Below are 23,380 nucleotides of genomic sequence, written 5' to 3'. Positions count from 1 at the left end.
GCCCTGCTCGATCGAGAGCGCGGAGCGAGTTCGTGACGCGGGCCGGTTTCATCGAAAATCTTCGGCAAGGGTGTCCAAGGGACGGTCCGCCGTTCGTAGTTCCCCCGTACGGCAACCGAGCCACTGGAGGATCCCGTGAAGTACCTGATGCTGATCAACGCCTCGCTCGACGCGGAAGGCGAGGTCGTCGGCGGCTGCACGCCCGAGGGCTGGGAAGTGTTCTACAAGGAGATCAAGGAGGCGGGGGTCCACCTGCACGGGAGCCCGCTCGCCGACTTCACGACCGCCGCCACGGTCCGGGTCGACCACCGCGGCGAGCGGGTGATCACCGACGGGCCGTTCGCCGAGGCCCGGGAGGTGCTCGGCGGCTACTTCGTCGTGGACGTCCCGGACCTCGACGTCGCGCTCGACTGGGCGGCGCGCTGCCCCGGCTCGCGCGACGGGGGGTCGATCGTCGTCCGGCCGCTCGCGGACTACGAAGGCTGACGGCGGTGGGGCGGGCGGAGGCGTCGGAGGAGGCTTCCGGGTGGCGGATTCCCCGGCCCGGGGCGGAGGCGTCGGTCGAAGCTGTTTTCCGGGAAGAGCGCGGGCTGTTGCTCGCCGCGCTCGTGCGCCGGTTCGGCGACCTCGACCTGGCCGAGGAGGTGACGTCGGAGGCGATCGAGGCCGCGCTGGTGCGCTGGCCCGCCGAGGGCGTCCCGCCGAAGCCGGGTGCCTGGCTGATGACGACGGCGCGGCGCAAGGCCGTCGACCGGCTGCGCCGCGACCAGGCCTACGCGGCCCGGCTCGCGGTGCTGCAGGTCGAGGCCGACCGCGCCGCGCCCGCCCCGCCGTCCGACGGCGGCCTGCCCGACGAGCGGCTCCAGCTGTTCTTCACGTGCGCCCACCCGGCGTTGCCGGCGGAGGACCGGACGGCGCTGACGCTGCGGTGCTTGGCCGGCCTGACGACCCCGGAGGTGGCGCGCGCGTTCCTGGTGCCCAGCGCGACGATGGGCAAGCGGATCGTGCGGGCGAAGAACCGGATCCGCGCGGCCCGGATCCCGTTCCGGGTGCCGTCCGCGGACGAGCTGCCCGGGCGGCTGCCGGGCGTGCTCCAGGTCGTCTATTCGATCTTCACGGAGGGGTACGCGGCGAGTTCGGGCCCGGACCTGCAGCGGCTCGACTTGGCGGAGGAAGCGATCCGGCTGGCCCGGATCCTGCGCCGGCTGCTGCCGGCCGAGCGCGAGGTGGCGGGCCTGCTGGCGCTGATGCTGCTGATCCACGCCCGTCGCGACGCGCGCACCGGCCCGGACGGCGCCCTGGTCCTGCTGGACGACCAGGACCGCACCCGTTGGGACCGGGCGCTGATCGCGGAGGGGACGGCGCTGGTCGAGACCGCGCTGACGGGCGGACCCCCGGGGCTGTACGGAGTCCAGGCGGCGATCGCGGCCCTGCACGACGAGGCCGCGGACGTGGCGGGCACGGACTGGCCCCAGATCGTGGGGCTGTACGACGTGCTGCGCGGGCTGGCGCCGTCACCGGTGGTGGAGCTGAACCGAGCGGTGGCGGTGGCGATGAGGGACGGCCCGGCTGCGGGTCTGTCCCTTTTGGACGCCCTGGCGGAGGAGCCGCGCTTGCGGGGGTACAGCCCGTACCCGGCAGCCCGCGCCGACCTGTTGACGCGCCTGGGCCGCCCCACCGAAGCGGCGGCCGCGTACGAGGAAGCCCTGGCCTTGGCAGGCACGGAACCCGAGCGCGCCCACCTGCGCCGCCGACTCGCGGAGTGCGCAAAGCCGTGAAGGGCACCCTCAGGCGCGGCCGGCCGGAACTGTCGGTGGCCCCCGGTAAGCTGGAAACCGGGGGCCGGAGGCCGAACCCCGTTCAGGCCGCCGCGCGCAACGCCGCCGCCGCCGGTGCGAACATCGTCGCCTTGATCGCGCCCAGCGTGCCGCGGTCCTTGCCCGCCAGCGCCGCGACCCGCTCGGAAGCCACCTTCACTACCTCGTCCTCGGCCGCGATCTCGTCCACCAAGCCCGCCGCCAAAGCATCCGCCCCGCCGAACCGCCGCCCGGTCGTCATCGACGCGATCGCCGCCGCCGGCGTCAGCTTCCCCTGGATCAACGCCGCCATCCCCGGCGTGAACGGGATGTTGATGTCCGCCTCCGGGAAGCAGAAGAACCCCCGGTCCGCGCGCATCACGCGGAAGTCGTGCGCCATCGCCAGCATCGCGCCCGCGCCGAACGCGTGGCCGTTGACCGCCGCCACCGTCGGGACCGGCAGCGTCAGCACCCGCGCGAGCAGCTCCTGCACGTCCGCGACGTACTCCGCTGCCTTGTCGCCGTTGGCCGTCAGCCACTCCAGGTCGAGGCCGTTCGAGTAGAACTTGCCGCCGCCGGTGGTCACCAGCACGCCGTCCACATCGTCCAAAGTGGAATGGACGCGCTGCAGCCACTCCGGCGAGAAGCGGTTTTCGTCGTCGCCCAGGTGAAGCACGGTCACGGTGTGTCCTTCTCTCGTGGGGGCACGGTCAGCACGGCCCGCACCGCGGCGGCCAGCCTCTCCCGCACCAGGGGGTCGGTGATGTCGCGCCGGAAGAACGCGGTCGGCAGGTCGACGACGCACGTCGTGATCACCTCGACGGCCAGTCCGTCGCCGCGGTCCCACACCAGCCGCGCGAGCCGCACGAGCAGCGCGACCAGCCGTTTGTCCACCGCGTGCAGGGATTCCGCCAGGTCGTCGGGCAGGTCGGGCCCGAACAGCCGGTCGCCGCGCACCTTCAGCAGCATCCGTGCCCCGTCGGGACGCCGGGAGGCGAACACCGCGGGCGTGTCGGCCGCCGCGACGACGGCCGCCACCGGCGAGGAAGCCGCGTCCACCATCGAAGTCTGCAGGTCGAGGAACTCGGTCGCCGCGCGCAGCCAGACCCGCGCCAGCAGGGCGTTCAACGACCCGAACGCGTGGTAGATCGTCCCGTTCGGGACCCCCGCGGCCGCGGCCAGGCCACGCACGGTGACATCGGCCGAGGAGGCGACGAGCCGCTCGGCGACGTCGAGCAGCGCGTCGAGGTCGTGCACACGGGGGCGGGGCATGCCGCGACCGTAACAGAACGCGTGCTCCAAAACCAGGGCGGTAAGCTGCCGCCGTGGAGATCTGGGTCAACCCGGCGTGCTCGAAGTGCCGGTCCGCCGTGTCGCTGTTGGACGAAGCCGGCGCGCAGTACACCGTGCGCCGCTACCTCGAGGACCCGCCGACCGCGGCGGAGCTCGAAGCCGTGCTCGGCCGCCTCGGCCTCGAGCCGTGGGACATCACCCGCACCGCCGAACCGATCGCGAAGGAACTCGACCTCAAGACGTGGGGCCGCACCGGCGCGGACCGGCCGAAGTGGATCGAAGCCCTGGTCACGCACCCGAAGCTGATCCAGCGCCCGATCATCACGGCCGACGACGGCACCACCGTCGTCGCCCGCGACCCCGAAACGGTCCGCTCGGTCCTTTAAGGAATCACGCCGTCCTTCGCGAGCAACGGGACGTCGAGCGGCACCGTCTCCGGGTACTTGATCCCGGCGCCGGTGTTCAGCACGACGACGTCTTCGTCGCCGCCCAGCCAGCCGGACTCGCGAAGGTGGCGAAGCGCGGCGAAGCACGCCCCGCCTTCGGGGCAGACGAACGTGCCTTCCCGTTCGGTCAGTTCCCGTTGCGCCGCAAGCAGTTCCTCGTCGGTGACGGCGACCGCGGTACCGCCGGTCGCGTACACCGCGTCGAGCACCAGGAAGTCGCCCAGCGCCTTCGGCACGGTGATGCCGAAGGCGACGGTCCGCGCGTCGGGGAACGGTTCGCTCTCGCGGGCGCCCCGTTCGAACGCCGAAACGATCGGCGCGCACCCGGTGGCCTGCACGGCGACCAGCCGTGGCAAAGCGCCGGAAACCCAGCCCAGCTCACGCATTTCCAGCAGTGCCTTGTAGATCCCGATGATCCCGACCCCGCCACCGGTGGGGTAGAGGATGACGTCGGGCAGCCGCCAGCCGAACTGCTCCGCGATCTCGTACCCCATCGTCTTCTTGCCCTCGATGCGGTACGGCTCCTTCAACGTCGAGACGTCCTGGACGCCGTCGCGCCGCGCGACCGCCGCCGCGACGAGCTTCCCCGCGTCGCCGATCAGACCGTCCACCCGGTACAGCTCGGCCCCCGCGGCGACGCACTCGCGCATGGTGATCGGGGGCGCGTCGTCGGGCATTGCGATCAGGCTCGTCAGGCCCGCGCGGGCCGCGTACAACGCCCACGCGGCGCCCGCGTTGCCGTTGGTCGGCATCGCGATCCCGCCGACCCCCAGCTCGGCCGCCCGCGAGACGCCGACCGCGGCGCCCCGGGCCTTGAACGTGCCGGTCGGGACCAAGCCCTCGTCCTTCATCCACAGCCGCGAAAGCCCCAGCTCACGGCCGTAGCGCGGCAGGCGCAGCAACGGCGTCATGCCCTCGCCGAGGCTGACGACGTGCTCGGGCGCGCGCACCGGCAGCACCTCGTGGTAACGCCACAGCGTCGGCTCGCGGCCGGCGATCTCCTTCGGCGTCACGGCTTCGCGGACGCCGTCGAGGTCGTACCGCGCGAGCAGCGGCGCGCCCGCCGGCGACAGGCCCTGGACGACGTCGGCGTCGACGCTTTCCCCCGTCCGGGAGCAGTCGAGGTGGCTGAGGAACGAGTACGGCACGGCGCCTCCGGTCAGAACGGGCGGGTGAACGGCAGTGGCTTGCGCATCCGGACGAGCAGCAGCAGCGGCACCAGGACGTAGGGCAGGTTGAACGCGAGGAACTTCGCCGGGTTGCCGGTGCGGGTGGCCGGGTCGCCGAAGAACTCGACGCCGAACACGACGACCCCGGTCAGCGTGACGATCATCGTCGCGTAGATCACCGACGGCAGCTGGATCCAGTTCCGGCCGGTCAGCAACGCGAAGACGAGCACGACGTAGAACGGCATGTAGACGAACGCCGAGAGCCCGGTGACGATCCGCATCCAGTCCGGCGGGTGCATGAACAGCGGGTCGGCGTCGTGGGCGTACCAGTAGTTCGAGTTGACGAAGAAGTTGTCCGACGGCTTCGAGAAGTCGACACCGACGGTCGGCAGCAGGTCGCTGATCAGCGACGTCACCGTGAAGGCCGAGAACAGCACCGCGAAGAAGACGTCGATCTTCCGGTCCCGCAGCGGCAGGTTCATGGAGGTGATCCTAGGTCCTATTGTGAGGGGATGGACGCGCTGCGGGTGTGCCTGTACGTCTTCGCCGGGGTGACGCTCGGCACGTGGCTGATGTCGGTGCTGACCAGGGAGTACTCCTGGGTGGACCGGATCTGGTCGATCGTCCCGGTCGGGTACGTGGCGATCTTCGCGGGCGCCGCCGGCTTCGCCGACGCGCGGCTGGACGTCATGTTCGCGCTGGTGACCCTGTGGGGGATCCGGCTGACGTTCAACTTCGCCCGGAAGGGTGGTTACGCCCGCGGCGGCGAGGACTACCGGTGGGCGGTGCTGCACGAGCGGATGGCGCCGTGGCAGTTCCAGGTGTTCAACTTCTTCTTCATCTCGCTGTACCAGAACGCGATCCTGCTGCTGATCACGCTGCCCGCGTACGCGGCGCTGCAGCACCAGGGCTCGTTCGGTCTCTGGGACGTCGTGGTGGCGGTGGTCTTCGCGGCGTTCCTGCTCGGGGAGACGCTCGCCGACCAGCAGCAGTGGGAGTTCCACCGCGAGAAGCACGCGGGCCGCGCGTCGACGCGGTTCTGCCAGACGGGGCTGTTCCGCTACTCGCGGCACCCGAACTTCTTCTTCGAGCAGGCCCAGTGGTGGATGATCGCGGCGTTCGGCGTCGTCGCCGCGGGTCTGCAGTGGACGGTCGTGGGCGCGGTCCTGCTGACGTTGCTGTTCGTCGGGTCGACGAAGTTCACCGAGAGCATCACGCTGGGCCGCTATCCGGAGTACGCCGACTACCAGCGCCGGGTTTCGGCGGTGGTCCCGTGGTGGCCGCGTCGCGAACCCGCCCGCTCATGACGGTCATCGCCGCCCTGCAGGTCGGGACGGGCGTTCCGGTTTCGCGGATCCTGGCGTTCGAGGACGAGATCCGCGGTGCGTCGCTGGTGGTGCTGCCGGAGGCGGTCCTCGGCGGGTACCCGCGCGGGGGCCCGTTCCCGGAGTACTTCCGCTCGGCGGTGACGGTGCCGGGCCCCGAGGTTTCCGAGCTGGCCGCCCTCGCGGCGCGGACGGGGGCGTCTCTGGTCGTCGGCGTCATCGAGCGCGCCGGTTCGACGTTGTACAGCACGGCGGTGTTCCTCGACCCGCACCTCGGGCTGGTGGCGAAGCACCGCAAGCTGGTCCCGACGGAGCGCGAGAGGTTGGTCTGGGGCCGCGGCGACGGGTCGACGCTCCCGGCGGTCCCGACGGCGGCGGGCCTGGCGGGAGCGGCGATCTGCTGGGAGAACCACATGCCGCTGTTCCGCGCGGCGATGTACGCGAAGGGCGTCCAGATCTGGTGCGCCCCGACGGCGGACGACCGCGAAGTCTGGCAGGCATCGATGCGCCACATCGCCGACGAGGGCCGGTGTTTCGTGGTGTCGGCCTGTCCGTACGAGATCGAGGGCGACGACCCGTTCCGCGGCGGGAGCGTGATCGTGGGTCCCCTCGGCGACGTGTTGGCCGGGCCGTTGCATGGCGCTGAGGGCGTGCTCAAGGCGGAGATCGACCTGGAGGAGATCGTGGCGGCGAGGAAGAGCCTGGACGTGTCGGGGCACTACGCGCGGCCGGACGTGTTCTCGCTGACGGTGGACGAGCGCCCGCGGGACGGCGTCACCTTCCTGCGGTGACGCCGTCCTGCGCCGGAGTCACACTGCCAGCCGGCCGCCGTCCACCGGCAGGATTGCTCCCTGGATGAAGCTCGATCCCTCCGTCACCAAAAACGCAATAGCCGCAGCCATCTCCGAAGGTGCCGCCACGCGGCCCGCCGGGCCCGCCGATGCCAGCTCGTCCAGGCCCTCCCCGAACACCGCCGTGCCCTCGGTGCGCGTCGGGCCCGGACTGATCGCGTTCACGCGGACTCCCGAAGGCCCGAACTCCGCCGCCCACGCCTTCGTCATCAGCTCGATCGCCGCCTTCGACGAGCCGTACAGGGCCATCCCTGCCATGCCCCTCGCCGCGACCATCGTCGACACGTTGACGATCGCGCCGTGGCCGCGCGCGGCCATCTCCGGGGCCAAGGCCGCGACCAGGAAGTACGGCACCTTCACGTTGATGTCGTACACGCGGTCGAAGTCGGCCTCCGAAAGGGACGACGTGGGCCCGGTCGGGAAGATCCCCGCGTTGTTCACCAGCACGTCCACCTGCCCGCCCAGCTCCCGCGCCCGGTCCGCCAGGGCGCGCGCCGACGCCGCGTCCGTCAGGTCGGCCGCCACGAAGTCGGCCTTCCCGCCCGATGCCCGGATCCGCGAGACGACGTCCTCCCCGCGGGCCGCGTCCCGGCCGGACAGCACGACGTGCGCGCCGAGCCCGGCCAGCGCGATCGCCGTCGCCTTGCCGATCCCGCTCGTTCCGCCGGTCACCAGCGCCGTCGAACCCGACAGTTCCGAACCCATCACTCAACTCCTCGTATCCGATGCCCTGCACCGGATACAAGCGCGACGACCGAAAGGGGCTTCCGGGGAAGCCGTCGGCGCTCCTTATGCCCGCGATCAGTCCGGCCGATGGGCCTCCAAAGCGGCGACGAACGACGCGAGGTCACGCCGGTACGAAGTCGCCGGCCACACCGCCCACGTCCGCCGCACGATCGGGTTGCCGGCGAGCGGCACCCACCGCACGGTGTCCGGCATCGGGTACGGCCACTCGGGCGGAGCGAACGCGTAGGCCCCGCCGGAGCTGACCGCCGGGATCTTCAGCTCGACGATCAGCCGCTGCTCCTCCGGCACCTCGGGCCCGACGTCGAGGCCGTGGCTGCGCAGGATCGCCGCCAGCTCGTCGTACCACGCCGGGCTGCCCGCGCGCGGGAACGCGAACCACTCCAGCCCGGCCAGGTCCTCCAGCCGGACCGGCGAGCCGAGCTTTTCCGCCACCTCCGCGGCCAGCAGCACACCGACGTCCTCGGTGACCACCAGCGCCGCGTCCAGGTCGGGCCCGGGCGGGCGCTCGCGCACCAGCCCCACGTCCAGCGCGCCCGCCCGCAGCGCGGCCACCTGCGCCACCGACGACAGGTGCCGGGCCTGCACCCGCGTCTCCGGGTACGCCTCGGCCAGCCGGGCGAGCGCCGACGGCAGCAGCTCCGGCGGCAGTTCCAGGGGGACGCCGACGCGCAGCACGTCGGTCGTCGTGTGCCGCGCCAACGCGGCGAGCGCCTGCTCGTGCCGGGCCAGCACGGCCCGCGCCTCGCCCAGCAACGTCGTCCCGGCGTCGGTCGCCTGGACGCCGGTGCTGGTGCGGACCAGCAGCTGGACGCCGAGGCGGCGTTCGAGCGCGGTGATCGTCTGCGACAGCGCCGGCTGGCTCACGTGCAGCTGCCGCGCCGCCTTCGACAGCGCGCCCGCCTCGACGACCGCCACGAATGCCCGCATCTCGCGGATCTCCATCAGCGGCCCCACACGACCGGCAGCGACTTCAGGCCGTTCTGGAAGTTCGACCGCAGCCGGACCGGCTCACCTGCCGAGGAGACGAACCCGAGCTGGTCGAGCACCGCGTCGAACATCGCCCGCATCTGCACCCGAGCCAGGTGGGCGCCGAGGCAGAAGTGCGGGCCGTGGCCGAAGGTCAGATGGTCGTTCGGCGTCCGGCCGATGTCGAACGTGTCCGGGTCGTCGAACACCGCGGGATCCCGGTTGGCCGAAGAGAACCAGACGACGACCTTGTCCCCGGCCCGGATGTCCACATCGGACAGCCGGACGTCCGACACGGCCGTGCGCCGGAAGTGCATCACCGGCGTCCACCACCGGAGCATCTCCTCGACCGCCGACGGCAGCAATGACCGATCGGCCAGCAGCCGCCGGTACTGCGCGGGGTGCGAGAGCAGCGCCAGCATCCCGCCCGGCAGCCCGTTGCGCAGGGTTTCGTTGCCCGCCACGGAAAACAGCCAGAAGAGGTTCTCGAACTCGGCGAGCGAGACGCGGCCGCCGTCGTCGCCGACGTGCCGCATCAGGTTGCTCATGACGTCGTCGCCGGGGTGCGAACGCTTGTACTCGCCGAGCGCGTTCGCGTACGCGTAGAGATCCGGCATGCCCGCGCGCGTCCGCGGGTCCGGCATCGAGCCGTCCGGCCCCGGCTCCGGGCGAACCGCCAGCGCGGCGCGCGCCAGCTCGCTCACCTCGGAGACCGACACCGTCGAGCTGACCGCGTACTCGGCGTCCTGGTAGCCGATGACGCGGTTGCTCCAGTCGTACATCAGCCGCCGGTCCTGTTCCGGCACGCCGAACACCGCGGCCAGCGTCTGCAGTGGCAGGTCGGCCGCCAGGACGGCGAAGTCGCACGAGCCTTGCGAGGCGACCCGCGCGACGAGGTCCCGCGCCCGGCTCTCGATCTGCGAAGTCAGCTTCGCGACGGCACGCGGGGTGAACGCCTTCGTGAGCAACCCGCGCAGCCGGCCGTGCTCCGGCGGGTCCATGTTGAGCATCATCCGGCGCACGTAGGCGAGATCGGCCGCGTCGCGGATCTGCGTCCCGCCCAGCTGGGACGAGAACACCCCGGGGTCGCGCAGCACCCGCCGCACCTCGGCATGGCCGAGCACCGCCCAGAAGTCGTCGACGCGCACCACCGGGCCGGCGCGCCGCAGCCGCGCCAGCTCGTCGTACGGGACACCCCGCACGTAGGTGTCCGGATCGGTGATCGTCACGAGCCCGACCCTAGCCGCGCCCACCGACAGTTTGGGAGGCTGCGCGGATGGACACGCTCAACATGCGCACCGGCGGCCAGGGCGAACCGGCCGTCCTCCTCCTGCACGGCCTGGGCGCGACCGGCGCCGTGTGGAACCACTTCGCCCCGCCGCTCGCCCGGCGCGTGCTGGTGCCCGACCTGCCCGGCCACGGCCTGTCCGCGCCGCTGCCGCACTACAGCTTCGAGACGTTCACCGCGGCCGTCGCGCGGGCGCTGCCGGACAAGGGGCCCTACGTCGTCGCCGGCCACTCGCTCGGCGGGGTGCTGGCCCTGGAACTGGCCTCCGGGAAGTACGACGTCGAGGTCGCGGGCGTGCTCGCGCTCGGGGTGAAGGTCGAGTGGACCCAGGACGACCTCGGCCGCGTCGCGACGCTCGCCGCCTGCCCGGCCCGTGTCTTCGACTCGCGCGTGGACGCCGAGCAGGCCTACCTGAAGGTGTCCGGGCTGCTCGGCATCGCGCCCGCGGACCCGGCCGGGCTTCGCGAGACCGAGGGAGGTTGGCGCCTCGCGATGGACCCGGCCGCGTTCGGCGTCGGCGCGCCGGACATGCCGGCGCTGCTCGCCGCGGCGCGGTGCCCGGTCGTGCTGGCGGCGGGCGAGCACGACCCCATGAGCCGTCCCGACCAGCTGCGCGCGCTGGACCCGGACGCGGTCACCCTCGCCGGCCTCGGGCACAACGCCCACGTCGAGGACCCAGCCGCCGTGCGTGCGCTGCTGGCGAGCTTCGACGTCTGAAAGGCTCGGGTGCAGCCGTCGTACCCCATGCGACGGCTGCTCCGAACCCCTCGTCACCACCGGACCCGCCCAGCCTAGGAAACGGTGGTGGACGAACGGCTGTACCGGGCTGACCGGCCGTCGTCACCCTCGGTACCTGCGGAAACGGTTATCTTCGCCGTTCGGTGGTACATCGGAAGCGGCACGATCGGAATGCTGGAGGGGTACGTTCCGCTGCGGGGTGCGCGGGGAGAGGACGCCTGTGGACGAAGGCCTGTCGTTCGCCGGATGGCTGCGCGAACGGCGCGTGCTCGCCGGCCTCACCCAGGCCCAGCTGGCCGAACGCGCCGGGCTGAGCCAGCGCGCGGTGCGCAACGCCGAGCTCGGCAGCGTCCGGCGGCCCCGCCCGGAGACCGAACGGCGGCTGCGGAAAGCGCTTGCCGAAGCGCCGCCGGAACCGGTCCGGATCGGCGTCCTGGGCCCGCTCACCGTGCGGCGCGGCGACTGCCCGGTCGAGATCGGCGCCGAGAAGCAGCGGCTGCTGCTCGCGCTGCTGGCCCTGCAGCCGAACCGGACGGTCCGGCGCGAGGACCTCGTCGACGTCATCTGGGACGAGCCGCCGCCGTCCTGCCTGGAGCTGCTCCACACCTACGTCGCGCGGCTGCGGCGGGCGCTGCGGCCCGCCGACCCGATCGCCACCGACAAGGGCGGCTACCGGCTCACCGTCGGTGAGGACGACCTCGACCTCCTGCGCTTCGAAGCGCTTCTGAAAGCCGGCGCCCACCGCGAGGCCCTCGACCTCTGGCGCGGCCCCGCGCTCGCCGACATCGGCCGTCTCCGGCAGCACCCCCTCCGGCTGGCGCTGGCGATGAAACGCGCGCAGACGGTCATGGCGTACGCCGAGACCGCCGACCCCGAAGACGCCGCGGTGCGGCTGCGCGCGCTGACCGCCGAAGAACCGCTGAACGAGTCCGCGCACGCCCGGCTGATGCTGGTGCTGGCCGCGTCCGGCCGGCAGGCGGCCGCGCTGTCGCTGTTCGAGGAAGTCCGGCGGCGGCTGGACGCCGAACTGGGCATCGAACCCGGCCCCGAGCTGCGCGCCGCCCAGCGTCAGGTGCTGCGCCAGGACTTCGCCGCCCCGGAACCCCCGGCCCGCGTCCCCGCCCAGCTGCCCGCCGACGTCGCCGGCTTCCGCGGCCGCACCGGGCAGCTGGCCGAGCTGGACGCCGTCGCGGCCGGCGACGGCGCGGGCGCGCGCATCGCCGTCCTGACCGGCACCGGCGGTGTCGGCAAGACCGCCCTCGCCGTCCACTGGGCGCAGCGGTCCCTCGCCGAGTTCCCGGACGGCCAGCTCTACCTCGACCTGCACGGCTACGGCACCGTCCGGCCGGTCGAGCCGGGCGACGCGCTCTCGGGCTTCCTGCGCGCCCTCGGCGTCGACGGCGCGGACATCCCCGCCGAACCGGAGGAGCGCGCGGCCAAGTTCCGGACCGCGCTCACCGGCCGCCGGATGGTGCTGCTGCTGGACAACGCCGGCTCGGTCGGGCAGGTCCGCCCGCTGCTGCCCGGCTCGCCGTCCTGCCTCGTGCTGGTGACCAGCCGCGACGCGCTGCCCGGGCTGGTCGCGCGGCACGGCGCCCGCCGCGTCCTCGTCGACCTGCTCACCGACGCCGAAGCCCTCGACCTGCTGCGCACGCTGCTCGGCGAGCGCGTCGACGAGGAGCCGGACGCCGCCGAGGCGCTGATCGGGTACTCCGCCCGGCTGCCGCTGGCCCTGCGGCTGGTGGCGGAGCTCGCGCTGAGCCGGCCGGGGGAGCGGCTCGCCGCCCTGTCCGAGGAACTGGCCGACGAACACCGCCGGCTCGACCTCCTGGACGGGGGCGGGGATCCGCTGACCGCGGTCCGCGCCGTCTTCTCCTGGTCCTACCGGCACTTGGCGCCCGACGCGGCGCGCGTGTTCCGGCTCTGCGGCCTGCACCCGGGCCGCGACCTGACGCCGGCGGCCATCGCCGCCCTCGCCGGCGTCCCCCTGCCGGAGGCGGAACGGCTGACGGCCGCGCTGGTCCGCGCCCACCTCGCGCAGGAGACCGGCGCCGACCGCTTCCAGCAGCACGACCTGCTGCGCGTCTACGCCGCCGAGCTCGCCGCGGACGACCCGGCCGAGAGCCACGACGCGCAGGAGCGGCTGTTCGACTTCTACGTCCGCTCGGCCGCGCAGGCCATGGACGCCGTCCTGCCGCAGGAACGGCACCTGCGCCCGCAGGTGCCCGACCCCGACGTCAAGGTGCTCGACGCGCCGGCGTGGCTGGAGGCCGAGCGCCACAACCTGCTGGCCGTCGCCGCGCACGCGACGCGGCACGGCTGGGCCGACCACCTGCGGCTGCTGTCCGGGATCCTCTGGCACTACCTGGACGTCGGCGGCTACCACGAGGAATCACTGGTGCTGCACAAGCACGCGTCGGTGCTGGCCCACGACGCCGGCGACCCGGTGGCCGAGGCCGAGCCGTTGACGCTCATCGGGCTGGGCCACTGGCGCGTCGGCCGGTCCCGGGAAGCGCGGCGGTACCTCGAAGAAGCGCTTGCCTTGGTCCGCGAAACCGGTGACCGGCGCACCGAAATCCACGTCCTCAACACGCTCGGCCTGGTCTGCCGCGCACTCGGCCGGTTCGCCGAGGCGATCACCTACTCGACCGAGGCGTTGTCGCTGGCGCGCAAGAACGGCGACCGCACGAGCGAGGGCCTGGTGCTGGTCGTGCTCGGCTGTTCGTGCCGTGGCATCGGCCGTTACGGCGAGGCGATCGGTTACCTCGAAGAGGCGCGGTCCCTCGCCCGCGACACCGCCGACCGCACCAGCGAGGGCTACGCGCTGGTCAACACGGGCGACGCGCTGGCGGCGCTGGGCCGGCACGACGAAGCCGCGCGGGCGCTGGAGGAGGGACTGGAGCACTTCCGCGCCATGGGCGTGCGGGTGAGCGAGGGGTACGCGCTCGGCATCCTCGGCGACATCGACCACGCCCGCGGCCGGTACGCCGAAGCCGCGGCGCACCTCGAACGCGCGCTGGAGATCGCCCAGGAGACCGGCAGCCCGACCAACCGCAGCGTCGCGCTGAAGCACCTCGGCGACGTCCGGCTGGCCCAGGGACGGCACGACGAAGCGGCCCAGCACCTCGAAGAGGCACTGGGCCTGGCCCGTGAATGCGGCGACCGGGGCGTGGAGTCCCGGGTGCTCAACAGTCTCGGCGCGCTCGCTTCGGCGCGCGGCGCGGCCGCGGACGCGCTCGGCTACCACCGCGAAGCCCTTGCCGTGGCGAAGGAAACGGGGTGCCGTCCCGAACAGGGCCGGGCCCACTGCGGGCTCGGTGAAGTCCACAGTGGACTCGGAGATCCGGCCGCGGCGCGCGAACACTGGGAACGCGCGCTGGCGTGTTACGCCGGCGAGTGCGTGCCCGGCGCGAAGCGGGCCCGGGACCGGTTGGCGACCCTGGAGTAGTGGCGCTCGTCGGCGACGAGGTCGCCTTCGAGGCGCTGGGCGTCCCGGTCGAAGACGTCCGTGCTGCCCGCCAAGCGGTCGCGCGGGTACGGACGGCGGCGGTACGCGTGGTCGAGCGCCCAGGCGAGCAGGACAACGGCGGCGAGAACGGCGATGATCATGACGCTCCTCCCGGAGTGCGAAGGGCTGTTGCTTTGAAGAACGTGTAATGGAAGGTCCCGTATTCCCTGGTGGTGCGGTAAAGGTCGTGGATTCCGCGCGCCCACGCGGCCTCGTCGATGAGCCCCTTCGCGATGGCGGTTGCGCCGACGCCTTCGACCATCGCGGTGAAGGTGTCGCGGGTGAACCCGGTGACGAGATCGGGTTTCGACGCGTCCGCGTAGACGGTTCTCGGCTCGACTTCCGTCCCGGCGAAACCGGCTTCGACGAGGAGCGGGTACAGCCGCCGGCCGAGGAGGCCGTCGCCGCCCGCGTCGGCCTGCAGCCGTACGAGGCAGTCGATCGCGGCCTGGGCGTGGTCGCTGCGCGGGTGGAAGAACGCCGAGCCGTGGTCGCCCTCGATGACGGTGATCGTGCCGCCCGGTCGCAAGAGGGTTTTCAGGTGTGCCAACGCTTTTCCCGGTTCCGGCAGGTGTTCCAGCACGAAGCAGACGAAGAGGTGGTCCCACTCGCCGTCGAGGTCGAAGAGGTCGGCTTGGCGGAACTCGACGCCGGGCGCTCTCCGTCTCGCTTGGGCGAGGGAGTCCGCGGAGACGTCGACCGCGGTCAGGTGCGCGTCCGGGCTGCGCGCCACGAGGTGGACGGTCTGGGCGCCGACACCGCAGCCGACCTCCAGCACGCGGCTCCCGGCGGGGTAGGCCGTGCCGTCGTGCAGGAGCGCGGCGAGGGTGTCGGCCTGGTCGCCGAGGCGGCGGGCTTCGGGAGCGGCGTACCCGTGCACGTAACTGGTGTCCATGCGTCCAGCGTGCTGCGACAATGGCTCGATGGACAGAGCCAAAACCCCACGGCCGGAGGGGTCCATAGGATCGGACTTCCTCCAGCTCGACGTCCGTGAGGCGCCGCCGGGCGGGCTCGCGGACTGGCTCGCCGGGCAGCTGCGCGCCGCGATCGCCGACGGCCGGCTCCCGGTCGGCGGCCGGCTGCCCGCGTCCCGGGTGCTGGCGGCCGAGCTGCGCGTGTCGCGGGGTGTGGTCACCGAGGCCTACCAGCGGCTGATCGACGACGGGCACGCGGCGGGCCGTGGCCGGGCCGGGACGGTCGTCGTGGCCGCGCCCGTCCTCCCACCGGACCCGGCGCCCGCGCGGCCGCCGGCGAAGGTGATCACGCCGATGCCGGGGGTCGAGGTCTTCGACGCGGTCCGCGCGACCCCGGCCCGGATCGACCTCACCCCGGGCGTCCCGGACCTGACGGCGTTCCCGCGCGCGGCGTGGCTGCGGGCCGAGCGCGCGGTCCTCGACGAGCTCGAGCCGGCTCACTTCGGCTACGGCGACCCGCGCGGTGCCCCGGCGATGCGGCGGGCGGTGTCGCACTGGCTGGCGCGCAGCCGCGGCATCCGCGCCGACCCCGGGGAGATCATCGTGGTCGCGGGCGTCGCGCAGGCGTTGACGCTGGTGGGGGAGGTGCTGCGGCAGCACGGTGTCACCGAGGTCGCGGTGGAGGACCCGAGCTCGCTGGGAGCGCGCCAGCACCTGCACCACTGCGGCCTGGCGACCCCGCCGGTCCCGGTGGACGAGGACGGCTTGCGCGTCGACGCCCTGAGGTCGCCGGCGGTCCTGTTGACGCCGGCCCACCAGTTTCCGATGGGCGTGGTCCTGGGCGGCGAGCGTCGCCGGGCCTTGATGCGCTGGGTGGCCGACGGCGGAATCGTGGTCGAGGACGACTACGACGCGGAGCACCGCTACGACCGCGCGCCGGTGCCCGCGGTCCGGTCGATGGTGCCGGAGGTGTGTTACACGGGCAGCGTTTCGAAGCTGCTGGCGCCGGCCTTGCGGGTGGGCTGGCTGCTGGCGCCGCCGCGGTTCTTCGGCGACTTGGTCGCGGCGAAGCGGTTCGCGGACCTGGGCAACCCGGTGCTGGCCCAGCTGGTCCTGGCCCGGCTGATGGAGACGGGCGAGCTGGAGCGTCAGCTGCGGGTGGTCCGGGCGCGGCACCGCCGCCGTCGGGACGCGATGATCCGCGCGGTCGCGTCCGAGCTGCCGTCCGCGGTCGTCCACGGCGCCGCGGCGGGGCTCCACTTGACGATCACGTTCGACGCCGAGCTGGACGACGTCTCGCTGGCCGCGGCGGCGCTGGCGGAGGGCGTGAAGGTGCAGCCGCTGTCGTGGCACCGGCAGCTCCCGGGGCCGCCGGGGCTGGTCCTGGGGTACGCGGCCCGGACGGCGACGGAGATCGTCGAGGGCGTCGCGCTGCTCGGACGGCTGGTAAAGACTCCACAAAGGACAGTCAAGCGAGTGTGATCATGCTCTCGCAGGCGATTCGCGGACTTGGTTGCCATACGCAAGCAACTTGCTTAGCCTAGCTAAGGGACTTTGCGAGCAGAAGGGTTGCACAGTGGCGGAACGCCGGACGTATTCGATCGCGGAACTGGGGCCGCGGTACAAGTGGATCGCGCTGTCCAACACGACGCTGGGCATGCTGATCGCCACGATCAACTCCTCGATCGTGCTGATCGCGCTCCCCGACATCTTCAAGGGCATCGGCATCAACCCCCTCGAGCCGGCCAACACCAGCTACCTGCTGTGGATGATCATGGGCTTCCTCGTGGTCACCGCGGTGCTGGTGGTGAGCTTCGGCAGGCTCGGCGACATGTACGGCCGCGCGAGGATGTACAACCTCGGCTTCGCCGTCTTCACCGTTTCTTCCATCATGCTGGCCGTCACCTGGTTCGACGGTGACGCCGCCGCGCTGTGGCTGATCGGCTGGCGGATCGTGCAGGGCGTCGGCGGTGCCTTCCTGATGGCGAACTCCTCGGCCATCCTCACCGACGCCTTCCCGGCCAACCAGCGCGGCCTCGCGCTCGGCATGAACGGCGTCGCGGCCATCGCCGGCTCGTTCCTCGGCCTGGTCGTCGGCGGCGTGCTCGCGCCGGTCGACTGGAACCTGATCTTCCTGGTGTCGGTGCCCTTCGGCGTGATCGGCACGATCTGGGCGTACCTCAAGCTGCACGACACCGGCGTCCGCAAGCACGCGCGGATGGACTGGTGGGGCAACATCACCTTCGCCGTCGGCCTGATCGCGGTGCTGGTCGGCATCACCTACGGCATCCAGCCCTACGGCACGTCGCAGACCGGCTGGACCAGCCCGATGGTGCTCAGCTGCCTGATCGGCGGCGTCGCCGTGCTGGTTGCGTTCGTGATCATCGAGACGAAGGTCGACAACCCGCTGTTCCGGCTGTCGCTGTTCCGGATCCGGTCGTTCACCTGGGGCAACGTCGCGAACCTGACGGCGTCGCTCGGCCGCGGTGGCCTGCAGTTCATCCTGATCATCTGGCTGCAGGGCATCTGGCTGCCGCAGCACGGCTACACGTTCGAGCAGACGCCGCTGTGGGCGGGCATCTACATGCTCCCGATGACGGTCGGGTTCCTGGTGGCCGCGCCGACGTCGGGCATCCTGGCCGACCGGATCGGCAGCCGCCTGCTCGCGTCCACCGGCCTGCTGATCACGGCGATCACGTTCCTGCTGCTGATCATCTTGCCGGTGAACTTCGACTACTGGGCGTTCGCGGCGATCCTGCTGATCAACGGCATCGGCATGGGCATGTTCTCCTCGCCCAACCGCGCCGAGGTGATGAACAGCCTCCCGGCGGACGCGCGCGGCTCCGGCGCGGGCATGATGACGACGTTCCAGAACGCGGCGATGGTCCTGTCGATCGGCTTCTTCTTCAGCCTGATCATTTCGGGCCTGTCCAGCAGCCTCCCATCGACGATGCACGACGGCCTGGTCGCCCACGGCGTCCCCGAAGCGGCGGCGGCCCAGGTGGCGAACCTCCCGGCGGTGGCGGTGCTGTTCGCGGCGTTCCTGGGCTACAACCCGATCCAGCAGCTCCTGGGCGGCCAGCTGGCGTCGCTACCGCCGGACCAGGCGTCGTTCCTGACGGGCCGCAGCTTCTTCCCGAACTTGATTTCGGGACCGTTCCAGTCTGGTTTGGCGGTGGCGTTCGGTTTCGCGATCGCGGTGTGCTTGATCGGCGCGGTGGCATCGTTGCTGACGAAGGACGCGCGCCCGAAGGACCGCGAGTCGGTGGGCGAGGAACTGGCCGCGGTGGCGGGCGAGTCGAGCGGCGGCCCGAGCGAATTGGTGTCGCCGGCGAGCGAACGCTGACCCAATCGAACGGCAACGGGCCGGACGTCACCACTCGGTGACGTCCGGCCCGTTGCCGTTTCACGGGCTGCTCCCGCCGTTGGTTTTAGGCCGAACGGACCAATTGTAAAAGAAGAGGTAACGGCCCGACCATGAGATCGATGTGAAGATCGAACGGCTCGCGGGAGGGCGGGCTCGTCTTCGCGCGGCATGGAGGGTGCGGCGCTCGAGGAATAGCCGCCGACCGGCCACCAGCTCAGCACACCACCGACCTACCAATCCCCGGGTGTCTCCCCGTCGAATGGCGGCGGCTGCTCCGCGTGCTTGCCGCCGCGCGGTGGCTGCTGGCGATGCGTACCCCCGCCCCCGCCCCCGCCGCCGGGCCTCAAGGCTCGCGAGGACCAGACCGAGAAGGCCCGCCTGGTCGCGGACCCCATCCCGGACGGCGCGAAGAACCCGTACTACGGCGGTGGCGGGGTCTCCTCGGACCCGAACCTGCCGGCGAGCGTGGTGGCGGGCCTGCTGGGAGAACTGCAGGATCTGGTGAAGATCTACGCGGACTTCCTCAAGCAGGTCCTGGACCCGAAGAACCCGGTGGTCCGTGATGTGGATCCGCCGGTCCCGTCCCCATTGCTGCCGGCACAGGCGCCCGTCTGGGACAACTGCGCCGGGGGCGTGCTGCGAGATGACGGAAACGGTGGCACAAGGAGGACAGGCTTCTCCTGCGACGAGGTCCCTGGTAGCGACGGCGTTCCGGTCCGGGAGGGCAATGTCGAATACGGCTCCGGCGGGAAGATCTCGGCATTGTCGGGAAATGAACGTACTCGTATCCAGAATGTGGCCGACCGGCTGAATATGCCGGTATCGGTGGTGGGGTCCAGGGCTACTGGCGAGGCGGGGCCGCTCTCGGACTGGGACTACGTCATCACCGGCATCAACGGCCGCAACAGCAGTCGCGTGCGAACTTCCCTTCCGGCGGGCGATGTTACACTGGGGCCGATCAGGAATAGAATTGACATTTTCAAGGGGAGAATCGTTGAGGGTCGACCATTTATCACCTTTTATCCGGAATGATGCGCTGTGAGTGAGAGTTTTGCGAGGGTGCACGGTCGACGTGGCAACCACGCCTTGGTCCAGCTCGACGGCCGGAAATATCCGGGTCTTCTGGTGCAGGGTGATTCCCTGAAGCAGGTGGAGTCCGTCGTCGATGATCTGATGGAACTTCGCCCGCAGGGCGAGGGCGACGAGTTCGACGAGGCCCTTCGTGAGGTTGTCGAGGTCATCAAGGCGCTCACCGACTCTTACGAGTCGATGATGCGTGAAGCGAATCTCGACTTGCCCTATTGAGCGGTTGGCCTGACTTCTGGTGACCTACCGGCTGAGCGTGGCCCGCTGGATCTTCACCGGCTTGGCCGGTGCCCCGTCCAGCGGCCCGTTCGGGTCGGTCGGGATGATCCCGTCCGCCACCATCCGATCGATGGCCGACATCCCCCGCACCACAGTCCCCAGCACCGAGTAGTTCGCCGGGATGTTCGCGAACGAATGCACGATGAAGAACTCCGATCCATTGGTCCCGGGCCCCTGGTTCCCCATCGCCACGGTCCCGCGCGGGTAGGTCTCCGCCCCGGTGACCTCGTCCGGGAACTTGTACCCCGGTCCGCCCTTCTCGACCTCGTAGATGTCCCCGCACTGGAGAACGCCCAACCGAGAAGAGTTCGAAAGCCGCCAGCACTGCGAATGGTCGTAGAACCGCTGCAGGATCAGTGAAACCATGTTGTGCACCGCGCACGGTGCCGCCCCGGCGCGGTTCAGGCGCACCGTCACCGGTCCGTAGTTGAACCGGAACGTCACGTCGACCGTCCCGCGCGTCAACGCGAACGGGAGCGGACGCACCACCGGCCGCGCGGCCGGGTTCGAAGGCGTCGGGGTGAACGAGCACTGGGTGAATACCGGGGCGGCGGATGCCGTAGCCGGAGCCAGCAGCAACGCACCCAGAACACCGACGAGAGCCAGACCCCAGCGCAGCTTCATGCCCGGCACGTTAGCCGGAAACGAACTACTTGCGCCAGGCTGTGCGCTGCTTGCGGATGTCCAGCACGAGCAGCAGGATCAGGAACAGCGAGAGGCCGACGAGCCAGACGTTCTCGGTGTTGTTCTCGTGGTTGCCCTTGATCATCAGCAGCAGGATGACCGCGCTGACCCAGCCGGCGATCCGGGTGGCCTTCGGGAACGAGCCGTGCCAGCCCCAGGCCGCCGACGGCTCGTCGCGCGGGTCGACCTCGGGACGCCGCTTCTCGACCGCCTTGCCTGCCACGATGAACTCCTCAAGACCCATGAACCACGGACGCGCCGATGATCCCACACCTCCGGGTGCGCCGCGGAGACGCCCCGCGTGGCGCCGGCCACTCCCGCGAGCCCCGAAACGCCGCCCCCGGGCCGCGCCGCGAACCCGCCCGCGTGACGAGCCCCGGACCGGCCCGCCGCCCACCGAACCTCCGGGTGCGCCGCGGACACGGCCCGCGCGACAATGACCCGCGATGACTACCTCGCGAAGCGTTCTCGTGCTCGGCTCCACCGGGTCCATCGGCGTGCAGGCCCTGGACGTCGCGGCCCGCAACCCGCACCTCTTCCGGGTGGCCGGCATCGCGGCGGGCGGTGCCGATCCGGCCGCGCTCGCCGCGCAAGCGCTCGCCCACGGGGTCGAGGCCGTGGCCGTGACCAAGGCCACCGCCGCCGAAGACGTGCAGCTCGCGCTGTACGCCGAGGCCCAGAAGCGCGGTTACTCCCAGGGTGACTTCAAGCTCCCCCGGCTCTTCGCCGGCTCCGACGCCGTCACCGAGCTGATCGACGCCGTCAAAGTCGACACCGTCCTCAACGCCCTGCCCGGCTCCCGCGGCCTCGAGCCGACGCTCAAGGCGCTCGCCACCGGCGCCACCCTCGCGCTCGCGAACAAGGAGTCCCTCATCGCCGGCGGCCCGCTCGTGCTCGCCGCCGCGAAGCCCGGGCAGCTCGTGCCCGTCGACTCCGAGCACTCCGCCATCGCGCAGGCCCTGCGGGCCGGCCGCCAGAACGAAGTCGCCCGGCTCGTCCTCACCGCCTCCGGTGGCCCGTTCCGCGGCCGCAAGCGCGCCGAACTGGCGGATGTCACCGTCGAGCAGGCGATGGCGCATCCGACCTGGTCGATGGGCCCGCTGATCACGATCAACTCCTCGACCCTGGTCAACAAGGGCCTGGAGCTGATCGAGGCGGCGCTGCTGTTCGACATCGAGCCCGAGCGGATCGACGTCACCGTGCACCCGCAGTCGATCGTGCACTCGATGGTGACCTTCACCGACGGCTCGACGATCGCCCAGGCCAGCCCGCCCGACATGCGGCTGCCGATCGCGCTCGCGCTGCACTGGCCCGACCGCGTCCCCGACGCCGCCCCCGCCTGCACCTGGGACAAGGCCGCGACCTGGACCTTCGAGCCGCTGGACGACGAGGCCTTCCCGGCCGTCGAGCTGGCCCGCCACTGCGGCACGGTGGGCGGCTGCCTGCCCGCCGTGTACAACGCCGCGAACGAGGAGCTCGTCGCGGCGTTCCTGGCGCAGAACACCGGCTTCACGTCGATAGTGGACACTGTTTCCGAGGTGGTGGGAGCCGCCGACGAGTGGCGTCGCGAACCGCGCGACGTCGAGGACGTTCTCGCCGCCGAGCGCTGGGCTCGCGCGCGGGCCGGTTCGATCATCGAGGGGAAGTAGCGGGTGCTCGCCTACATCATCGGTGTGGTGCTCTTCGCGCTGGGGATCTGCGTCTCCGTCGCACTGCACGAGGCCGGCCACATGGTCACGGCCAAGGCCTTCGGCATGAAGGTCCGCCGGTACTTCGTGGGCTTCGGGCCCACCGTGTTCTCCTGGCGCCGCGGGGAGACCGAATACGGCCTCAAGTGGATCCCGCTCGGCGGGTTCTGCGACATCGCCGGCATGACCGCGCTCGACGAGGTGACGCCGGACGAGGCGCCGCGCGCGATGTGGCGGTTCAAGACCTGGAAGCGCACGGTCGTGATGTCCGCCGGGTCGGTCACGCACTTCATCCTCGGCTTCGTCGTGCTTTACCTGATGGCCGTGACGATGGGCCTGCCGAACCTGGCCCCCGCCGACACCACGCCGGTGCTGTCGGCGACGTCCTGCGCGCGGTCGGCGACGACCGAGGAGCAGGCCAAGGACACCACGTGCCCGCCGGGGGCCGTGCGGCCGGCCGAGGCGGCCGGGCTGCGGGCCGGCGACAAGATCCTCGCGGTCGGCGGCAAGCCGGTCGCGAGCTGGACGGAGATGCTCGCGGCCGTGCAGGCCACCAAGGGGCGCACCGAGTTCGACGTCCAGCGCGGTGACCAGCGGCTCGCGCTCATCGTCGACGTGCCCCAGGTGCAGCGCTGGACCAGCGCCGGCGTCAAGGAGGTCGGCATGATCGGCGCCTCCCCGCAGCAGCCCGCCGTGACCACCCAGTACGGCCCGGTGGCCGCGGTCGGCGCCACCTTCAGCTTCACCGGCACGATGTTCGCCGAGACGGCCCAGCGGCTCGTCGAGTTCCCCCAGCGCATCCCCGCCGTCGTCACCGCGATCTTCGGCGGGGAGCGCGACCCGAACACCCCGGTCAGCGTCGTCGGCGCGAGCCGGATCGGCGGCGAGGCCGTCGAGCGGGGCATCTGGGTGCTGTTCTTCTTCCTGCTGGCCAGCCTGAACTTCTTCATCGGCGTGTTCAACCTGCTGCCGCTGCTGCCGCTGGACGGCGGCCACATCGCGGTGGTCTGGTACGAGCGCGTCCGCGACTGGATCCGCGCCCGGCGGGGCAAGGTGGCCGGCGGGCCCGTCGACTACACCAGGCTGTCCGGGATCACGATGGTGCTGGTGCTCATCGGCGGCGCGGTCACGCTACTCACGGTGACCGCGGACATCGTCAACCCGATCCGCCTGCAGTAGCGACCGGTCACGGAGGGGTTCCGGCCCCTCCGTGGTGCGTCACACAGGCCGTAACG

General features: G+C 71.6%; 24 protein-coding genes. 13 read left to right on the top strand and 11 right to left on the bottom strand.

What is annotated here, in order from left to right; all coding sequences use genetic code 11:
* Nucleotides 1-135 precede the first annotated feature (135 nt).
* Nucleotides 136-486, top strand: coding sequence for a YciI family protein (locus ACZ7OH_RS19115; protein WP_470281979.1), 351 nt, complete (start codon nucleotides 136-138; stop codon nucleotides 484-486).
* Nucleotides 487-533: 47 nt separating this feature from the next.
* Nucleotides 534-1,778 carry an RNA polymerase sigma factor gene (locus ACZ7OH_RS19110; protein WP_470282242.1) on the top strand — a complete coding sequence of 415 codons (1,245 nt, stop codon included), beginning with the start codon at nucleotides 534-536 and terminating at the stop codon, nucleotides 1,776-1,778.
* An 82-nt stretch (nucleotides 1,779-1,860) separates the two neighbouring features.
* On the opposite strand, the gene ACZ7OH_RS19105 is transcribed toward ACZ7OH_RS19110, so the two are convergent.
* Both ACZ7OH_RS19105 and ACZ7OH_RS19100 read right to left on the bottom strand, forming a co-directional pair.
* Nucleotides 1,861-2,478: an enoyl-CoA hydratase/isomerase family protein gene (locus ACZ7OH_RS19105; RefSeq protein WP_470281978.1), complete on the bottom strand. Its 618-nt coding sequence runs from the start codon at nucleotides 2,476-2,478 to the stop codon at nucleotides 1,861-1,863.
* The gene (locus tag ACZ7OH_RS19100) at nucleotides 2,475-3,068 is read right to left on the bottom strand and encodes a TetR/AcrR family transcriptional regulator (RefSeq protein ID WP_470281977.1); all 594 of its coding nucleotides are present in this window, start codon (nucleotides 3,066-3,068) and stop codon (nucleotides 2,475-2,477) included. Before ACZ7OH_RS19100 ends, ACZ7OH_RS19105 begins: the two co-directional genes overlap by 4 nt.
* 53 nt (nucleotides 3,069-3,121) lie before the next feature.
* Here ACZ7OH_RS19100 and ACZ7OH_RS19095 point away from each other — a divergent pair, with 53 nt between their 5' ends.
* The gene (locus tag ACZ7OH_RS19095) at nucleotides 3,122-3,475 is read left to right on the top strand and encodes an arsenate reductase family protein (protein ID WP_470281976.1); all 354 of its coding nucleotides are present in this window, start codon (nucleotides 3,122-3,124) and stop codon (nucleotides 3,473-3,475) included.
* Here the strand turns inward: ACZ7OH_RS19095 and ACZ7OH_RS19090 are convergent.
* Complete coding sequence (locus ACZ7OH_RS19090; RefSeq protein ID WP_470281975.1) at nucleotides 3,472-4,683, bottom strand: threonine synthase; 1,212 nt, start codon at nucleotides 4,681-4,683, stop codon at nucleotides 3,472-3,474. The two genes, ACZ7OH_RS19095 and ACZ7OH_RS19090, sit on opposite strands and share 4 nt — an antisense overlap.
* 11 nt (nucleotides 4,684-4,694) lie before the next feature.
* Nucleotides 4,695-5,186, bottom strand: coding sequence for an EXPERA domain-containing protein (locus tag ACZ7OH_RS19085; RefSeq protein ID WP_400903806.1), 492 nt, complete (start codon nucleotides 5,184-5,186; stop codon nucleotides 4,695-4,697).
* 30 nt (nucleotides 5,187-5,216) lie between these two features.
* On the opposite strand from ACZ7OH_RS19085, the gene ACZ7OH_RS19080 reads away from it, so the two are divergent.
* The gene (locus ACZ7OH_RS19080; RefSeq protein ID WP_470281974.1) at nucleotides 5,217-6,011 is read left to right on the top strand and encodes a DUF1295 domain-containing protein; all 795 of its coding nucleotides are present in this window, start codon (nucleotides 5,217-5,219) and stop codon (nucleotides 6,009-6,011) included.
* A complete protein-coding gene (locus ACZ7OH_RS19075) occupies nucleotides 6,008-6,820 on the top strand; it encodes a carbon-nitrogen hydrolase family protein (protein ID WP_470281973.1) in 813 nt (270 codons plus the stop codon). The genes ACZ7OH_RS19080 and ACZ7OH_RS19075 overlap by 4 nt, the downstream gene beginning before the upstream one ends.
* Nucleotides 6,821-6,838: 18 nt before the next feature.
* Here the strand turns inward: ACZ7OH_RS19075 and ACZ7OH_RS19070 are convergent, their stop codons facing one another.
* From ACZ7OH_RS19070 to ACZ7OH_RS19060, 3 genes are all read right to left on the bottom strand, one after another.
* Nucleotides 6,839-7,585, bottom strand: a complete 747-nt coding sequence (locus tag ACZ7OH_RS19070; RefSeq protein ID WP_470281972.1) for an SDR family NAD(P)-dependent oxidoreductase — start codon at nucleotides 7,583-7,585, stop codon at nucleotides 6,839-6,841.
* A gap of 96 nt (nucleotides 7,586-7,681) precedes the next feature.
* Nucleotides 7,682-8,554, bottom strand: coding sequence for a LysR family transcriptional regulator (locus ACZ7OH_RS19065; protein WP_470281971.1), 873 nt, complete (start codon nucleotides 8,552-8,554; stop codon nucleotides 7,682-7,684).
* Nucleotides 8,555-8,568: 14 nt separating this feature from the next.
* Nucleotides 8,569-9,822 carry a cytochrome P450 gene (locus tag ACZ7OH_RS19060; RefSeq protein ID WP_470281970.1) on the bottom strand — a complete coding sequence of 418 codons (1,254 nt, stop codon included), beginning with the start codon at nucleotides 9,820-9,822 and terminating at the stop codon, nucleotides 8,569-8,571.
* 47 nt (nucleotides 9,823-9,869) lie between these two features.
* On the opposite strand from ACZ7OH_RS19060, the gene ACZ7OH_RS19055 reads away from it, so the two are divergent.
* The gene (locus tag ACZ7OH_RS19055; protein WP_470281969.1) at nucleotides 9,870-10,598 is read left to right on the top strand and encodes an alpha/beta fold hydrolase; all 729 of its coding nucleotides are present in this window, start codon (nucleotides 9,870-9,872) and stop codon (nucleotides 10,596-10,598) included.
* Between the two features lie 241 nt (nucleotides 10,599-10,839).
* On the top strand, nucleotides 10,840-14,067 hold the full coding sequence (locus ACZ7OH_RS19050) for a tetratricopeptide repeat protein (protein ID WP_470281968.1): 3,228 nt from the start codon (nucleotides 10,840-10,842) through the stop codon (nucleotides 14,065-14,067).
* Here ACZ7OH_RS19050 and ACZ7OH_RS19045 read toward each other — a convergent pair.
* A complete protein-coding gene (locus tag ACZ7OH_RS19045; RefSeq protein ID WP_470281967.1) occupies nucleotides 14,004-14,228 on the bottom strand; it encodes a hypothetical protein in 225 nt (74 codons plus the stop codon). The genes ACZ7OH_RS19050 and ACZ7OH_RS19045 overlap by 64 nt on opposite strands.
* A complete protein-coding gene (locus ACZ7OH_RS19040; protein ID WP_470281966.1) occupies nucleotides 14,225-15,022 on the bottom strand; it encodes a methyltransferase in 798 nt (265 codons plus the stop codon). The genes ACZ7OH_RS19045 and ACZ7OH_RS19040 overlap by 4 nt, the downstream gene beginning before the upstream one ends.
* A 28-nt stretch (nucleotides 15,023-15,050) precedes the next feature.
* Between ACZ7OH_RS19040 and pdxR the strand changes: the two genes are divergently transcribed.
* From pdxR to ACZ7OH_RS19020, 4 genes are all read left to right on the top strand, one after another.
* Nucleotides 15,051-16,523 carry a MocR-like pyridoxine biosynthesis transcription factor PdxR gene (gene pdxR / locus ACZ7OH_RS19035; RefSeq protein WP_470281965.1) on the top strand — a complete coding sequence of 491 codons (1,473 nt, stop codon included), beginning with the start codon at nucleotides 15,051-15,053 and terminating at the stop codon, nucleotides 16,521-16,523.
* A 94-nt stretch (nucleotides 16,524-16,617) separates the two neighbouring features.
* Nucleotides 16,618-18,387 (top strand): MFS transporter, encoded by a 1,770-nt coding sequence (locus ACZ7OH_RS19030; protein ID WP_470281964.1) that lies wholly within the window; start codon nucleotides 16,618-16,620, stop codon nucleotides 18,385-18,387.
* A gap of 489 nt (nucleotides 18,388-18,876) precedes the next feature.
* Complete coding sequence (locus ACZ7OH_RS19025) at nucleotides 18,877-19,440, top strand: hypothetical protein (protein ID WP_470281963.1); 564 nt, start codon at nucleotides 18,877-18,879, stop codon at nucleotides 19,438-19,440.
* Between the two features lie 6 nt (nucleotides 19,441-19,446).
* Nucleotides 19,447-19,713, top strand: a complete 267-nt coding sequence (locus tag ACZ7OH_RS19020; protein WP_470281962.1) for a DUF6959 family protein — start codon at nucleotides 19,447-19,449, stop codon at nucleotides 19,711-19,713.
* A gap of 24 nt (nucleotides 19,714-19,737) precedes the next feature.
* Here ACZ7OH_RS19020 and ACZ7OH_RS19015 read toward each other — a convergent pair whose 3' ends face one another.
* Complete coding sequence (locus ACZ7OH_RS19015; RefSeq protein WP_470281961.1) at nucleotides 19,738-20,397, bottom strand: peptidylprolyl isomerase; 660 nt, start codon at nucleotides 20,395-20,397, stop codon at nucleotides 19,738-19,740.
* Between the two features lie 25 nt (nucleotides 20,398-20,422).
* A complete protein-coding gene (locus ACZ7OH_RS19010; protein WP_470281960.1) occupies nucleotides 20,423-20,680 on the bottom strand; it encodes a DUF2631 domain-containing protein in 258 nt (85 codons plus the stop codon).
* Nucleotides 20,681-20,903: 223 nt separating this feature from the next.
* Between ACZ7OH_RS19010 and dxr the strand changes: the two genes are divergently transcribed.
* Complete coding sequence (dxr, locus tag ACZ7OH_RS19005) at nucleotides 20,904-22,106, top strand: 1-deoxy-D-xylulose-5-phosphate reductoisomerase (RefSeq protein WP_470281959.1); 1,203 nt, start codon at nucleotides 20,904-20,906, stop codon at nucleotides 22,104-22,106.
* 3 nt (nucleotides 22,107-22,109) lie between these two features.
* Nucleotides 22,110-23,324 (top strand): M50 family metallopeptidase, encoded by a 1,215-nt coding sequence (locus tag ACZ7OH_RS19000; protein ID WP_470281958.1) that lies wholly within the window; start codon nucleotides 22,110-22,112, stop codon nucleotides 23,322-23,324.
* Nucleotides 23,325-23,380: the final 56 nt, after the last annotated feature.

This window comes from Amycolatopsis sp. NPDC114478 (genome assembly GCF_055633805.1).
The sequence above is the reverse complement of the archived record's forward strand: the minus strand, read 5'-3'. Positions and strand labels throughout refer to the sequence as shown.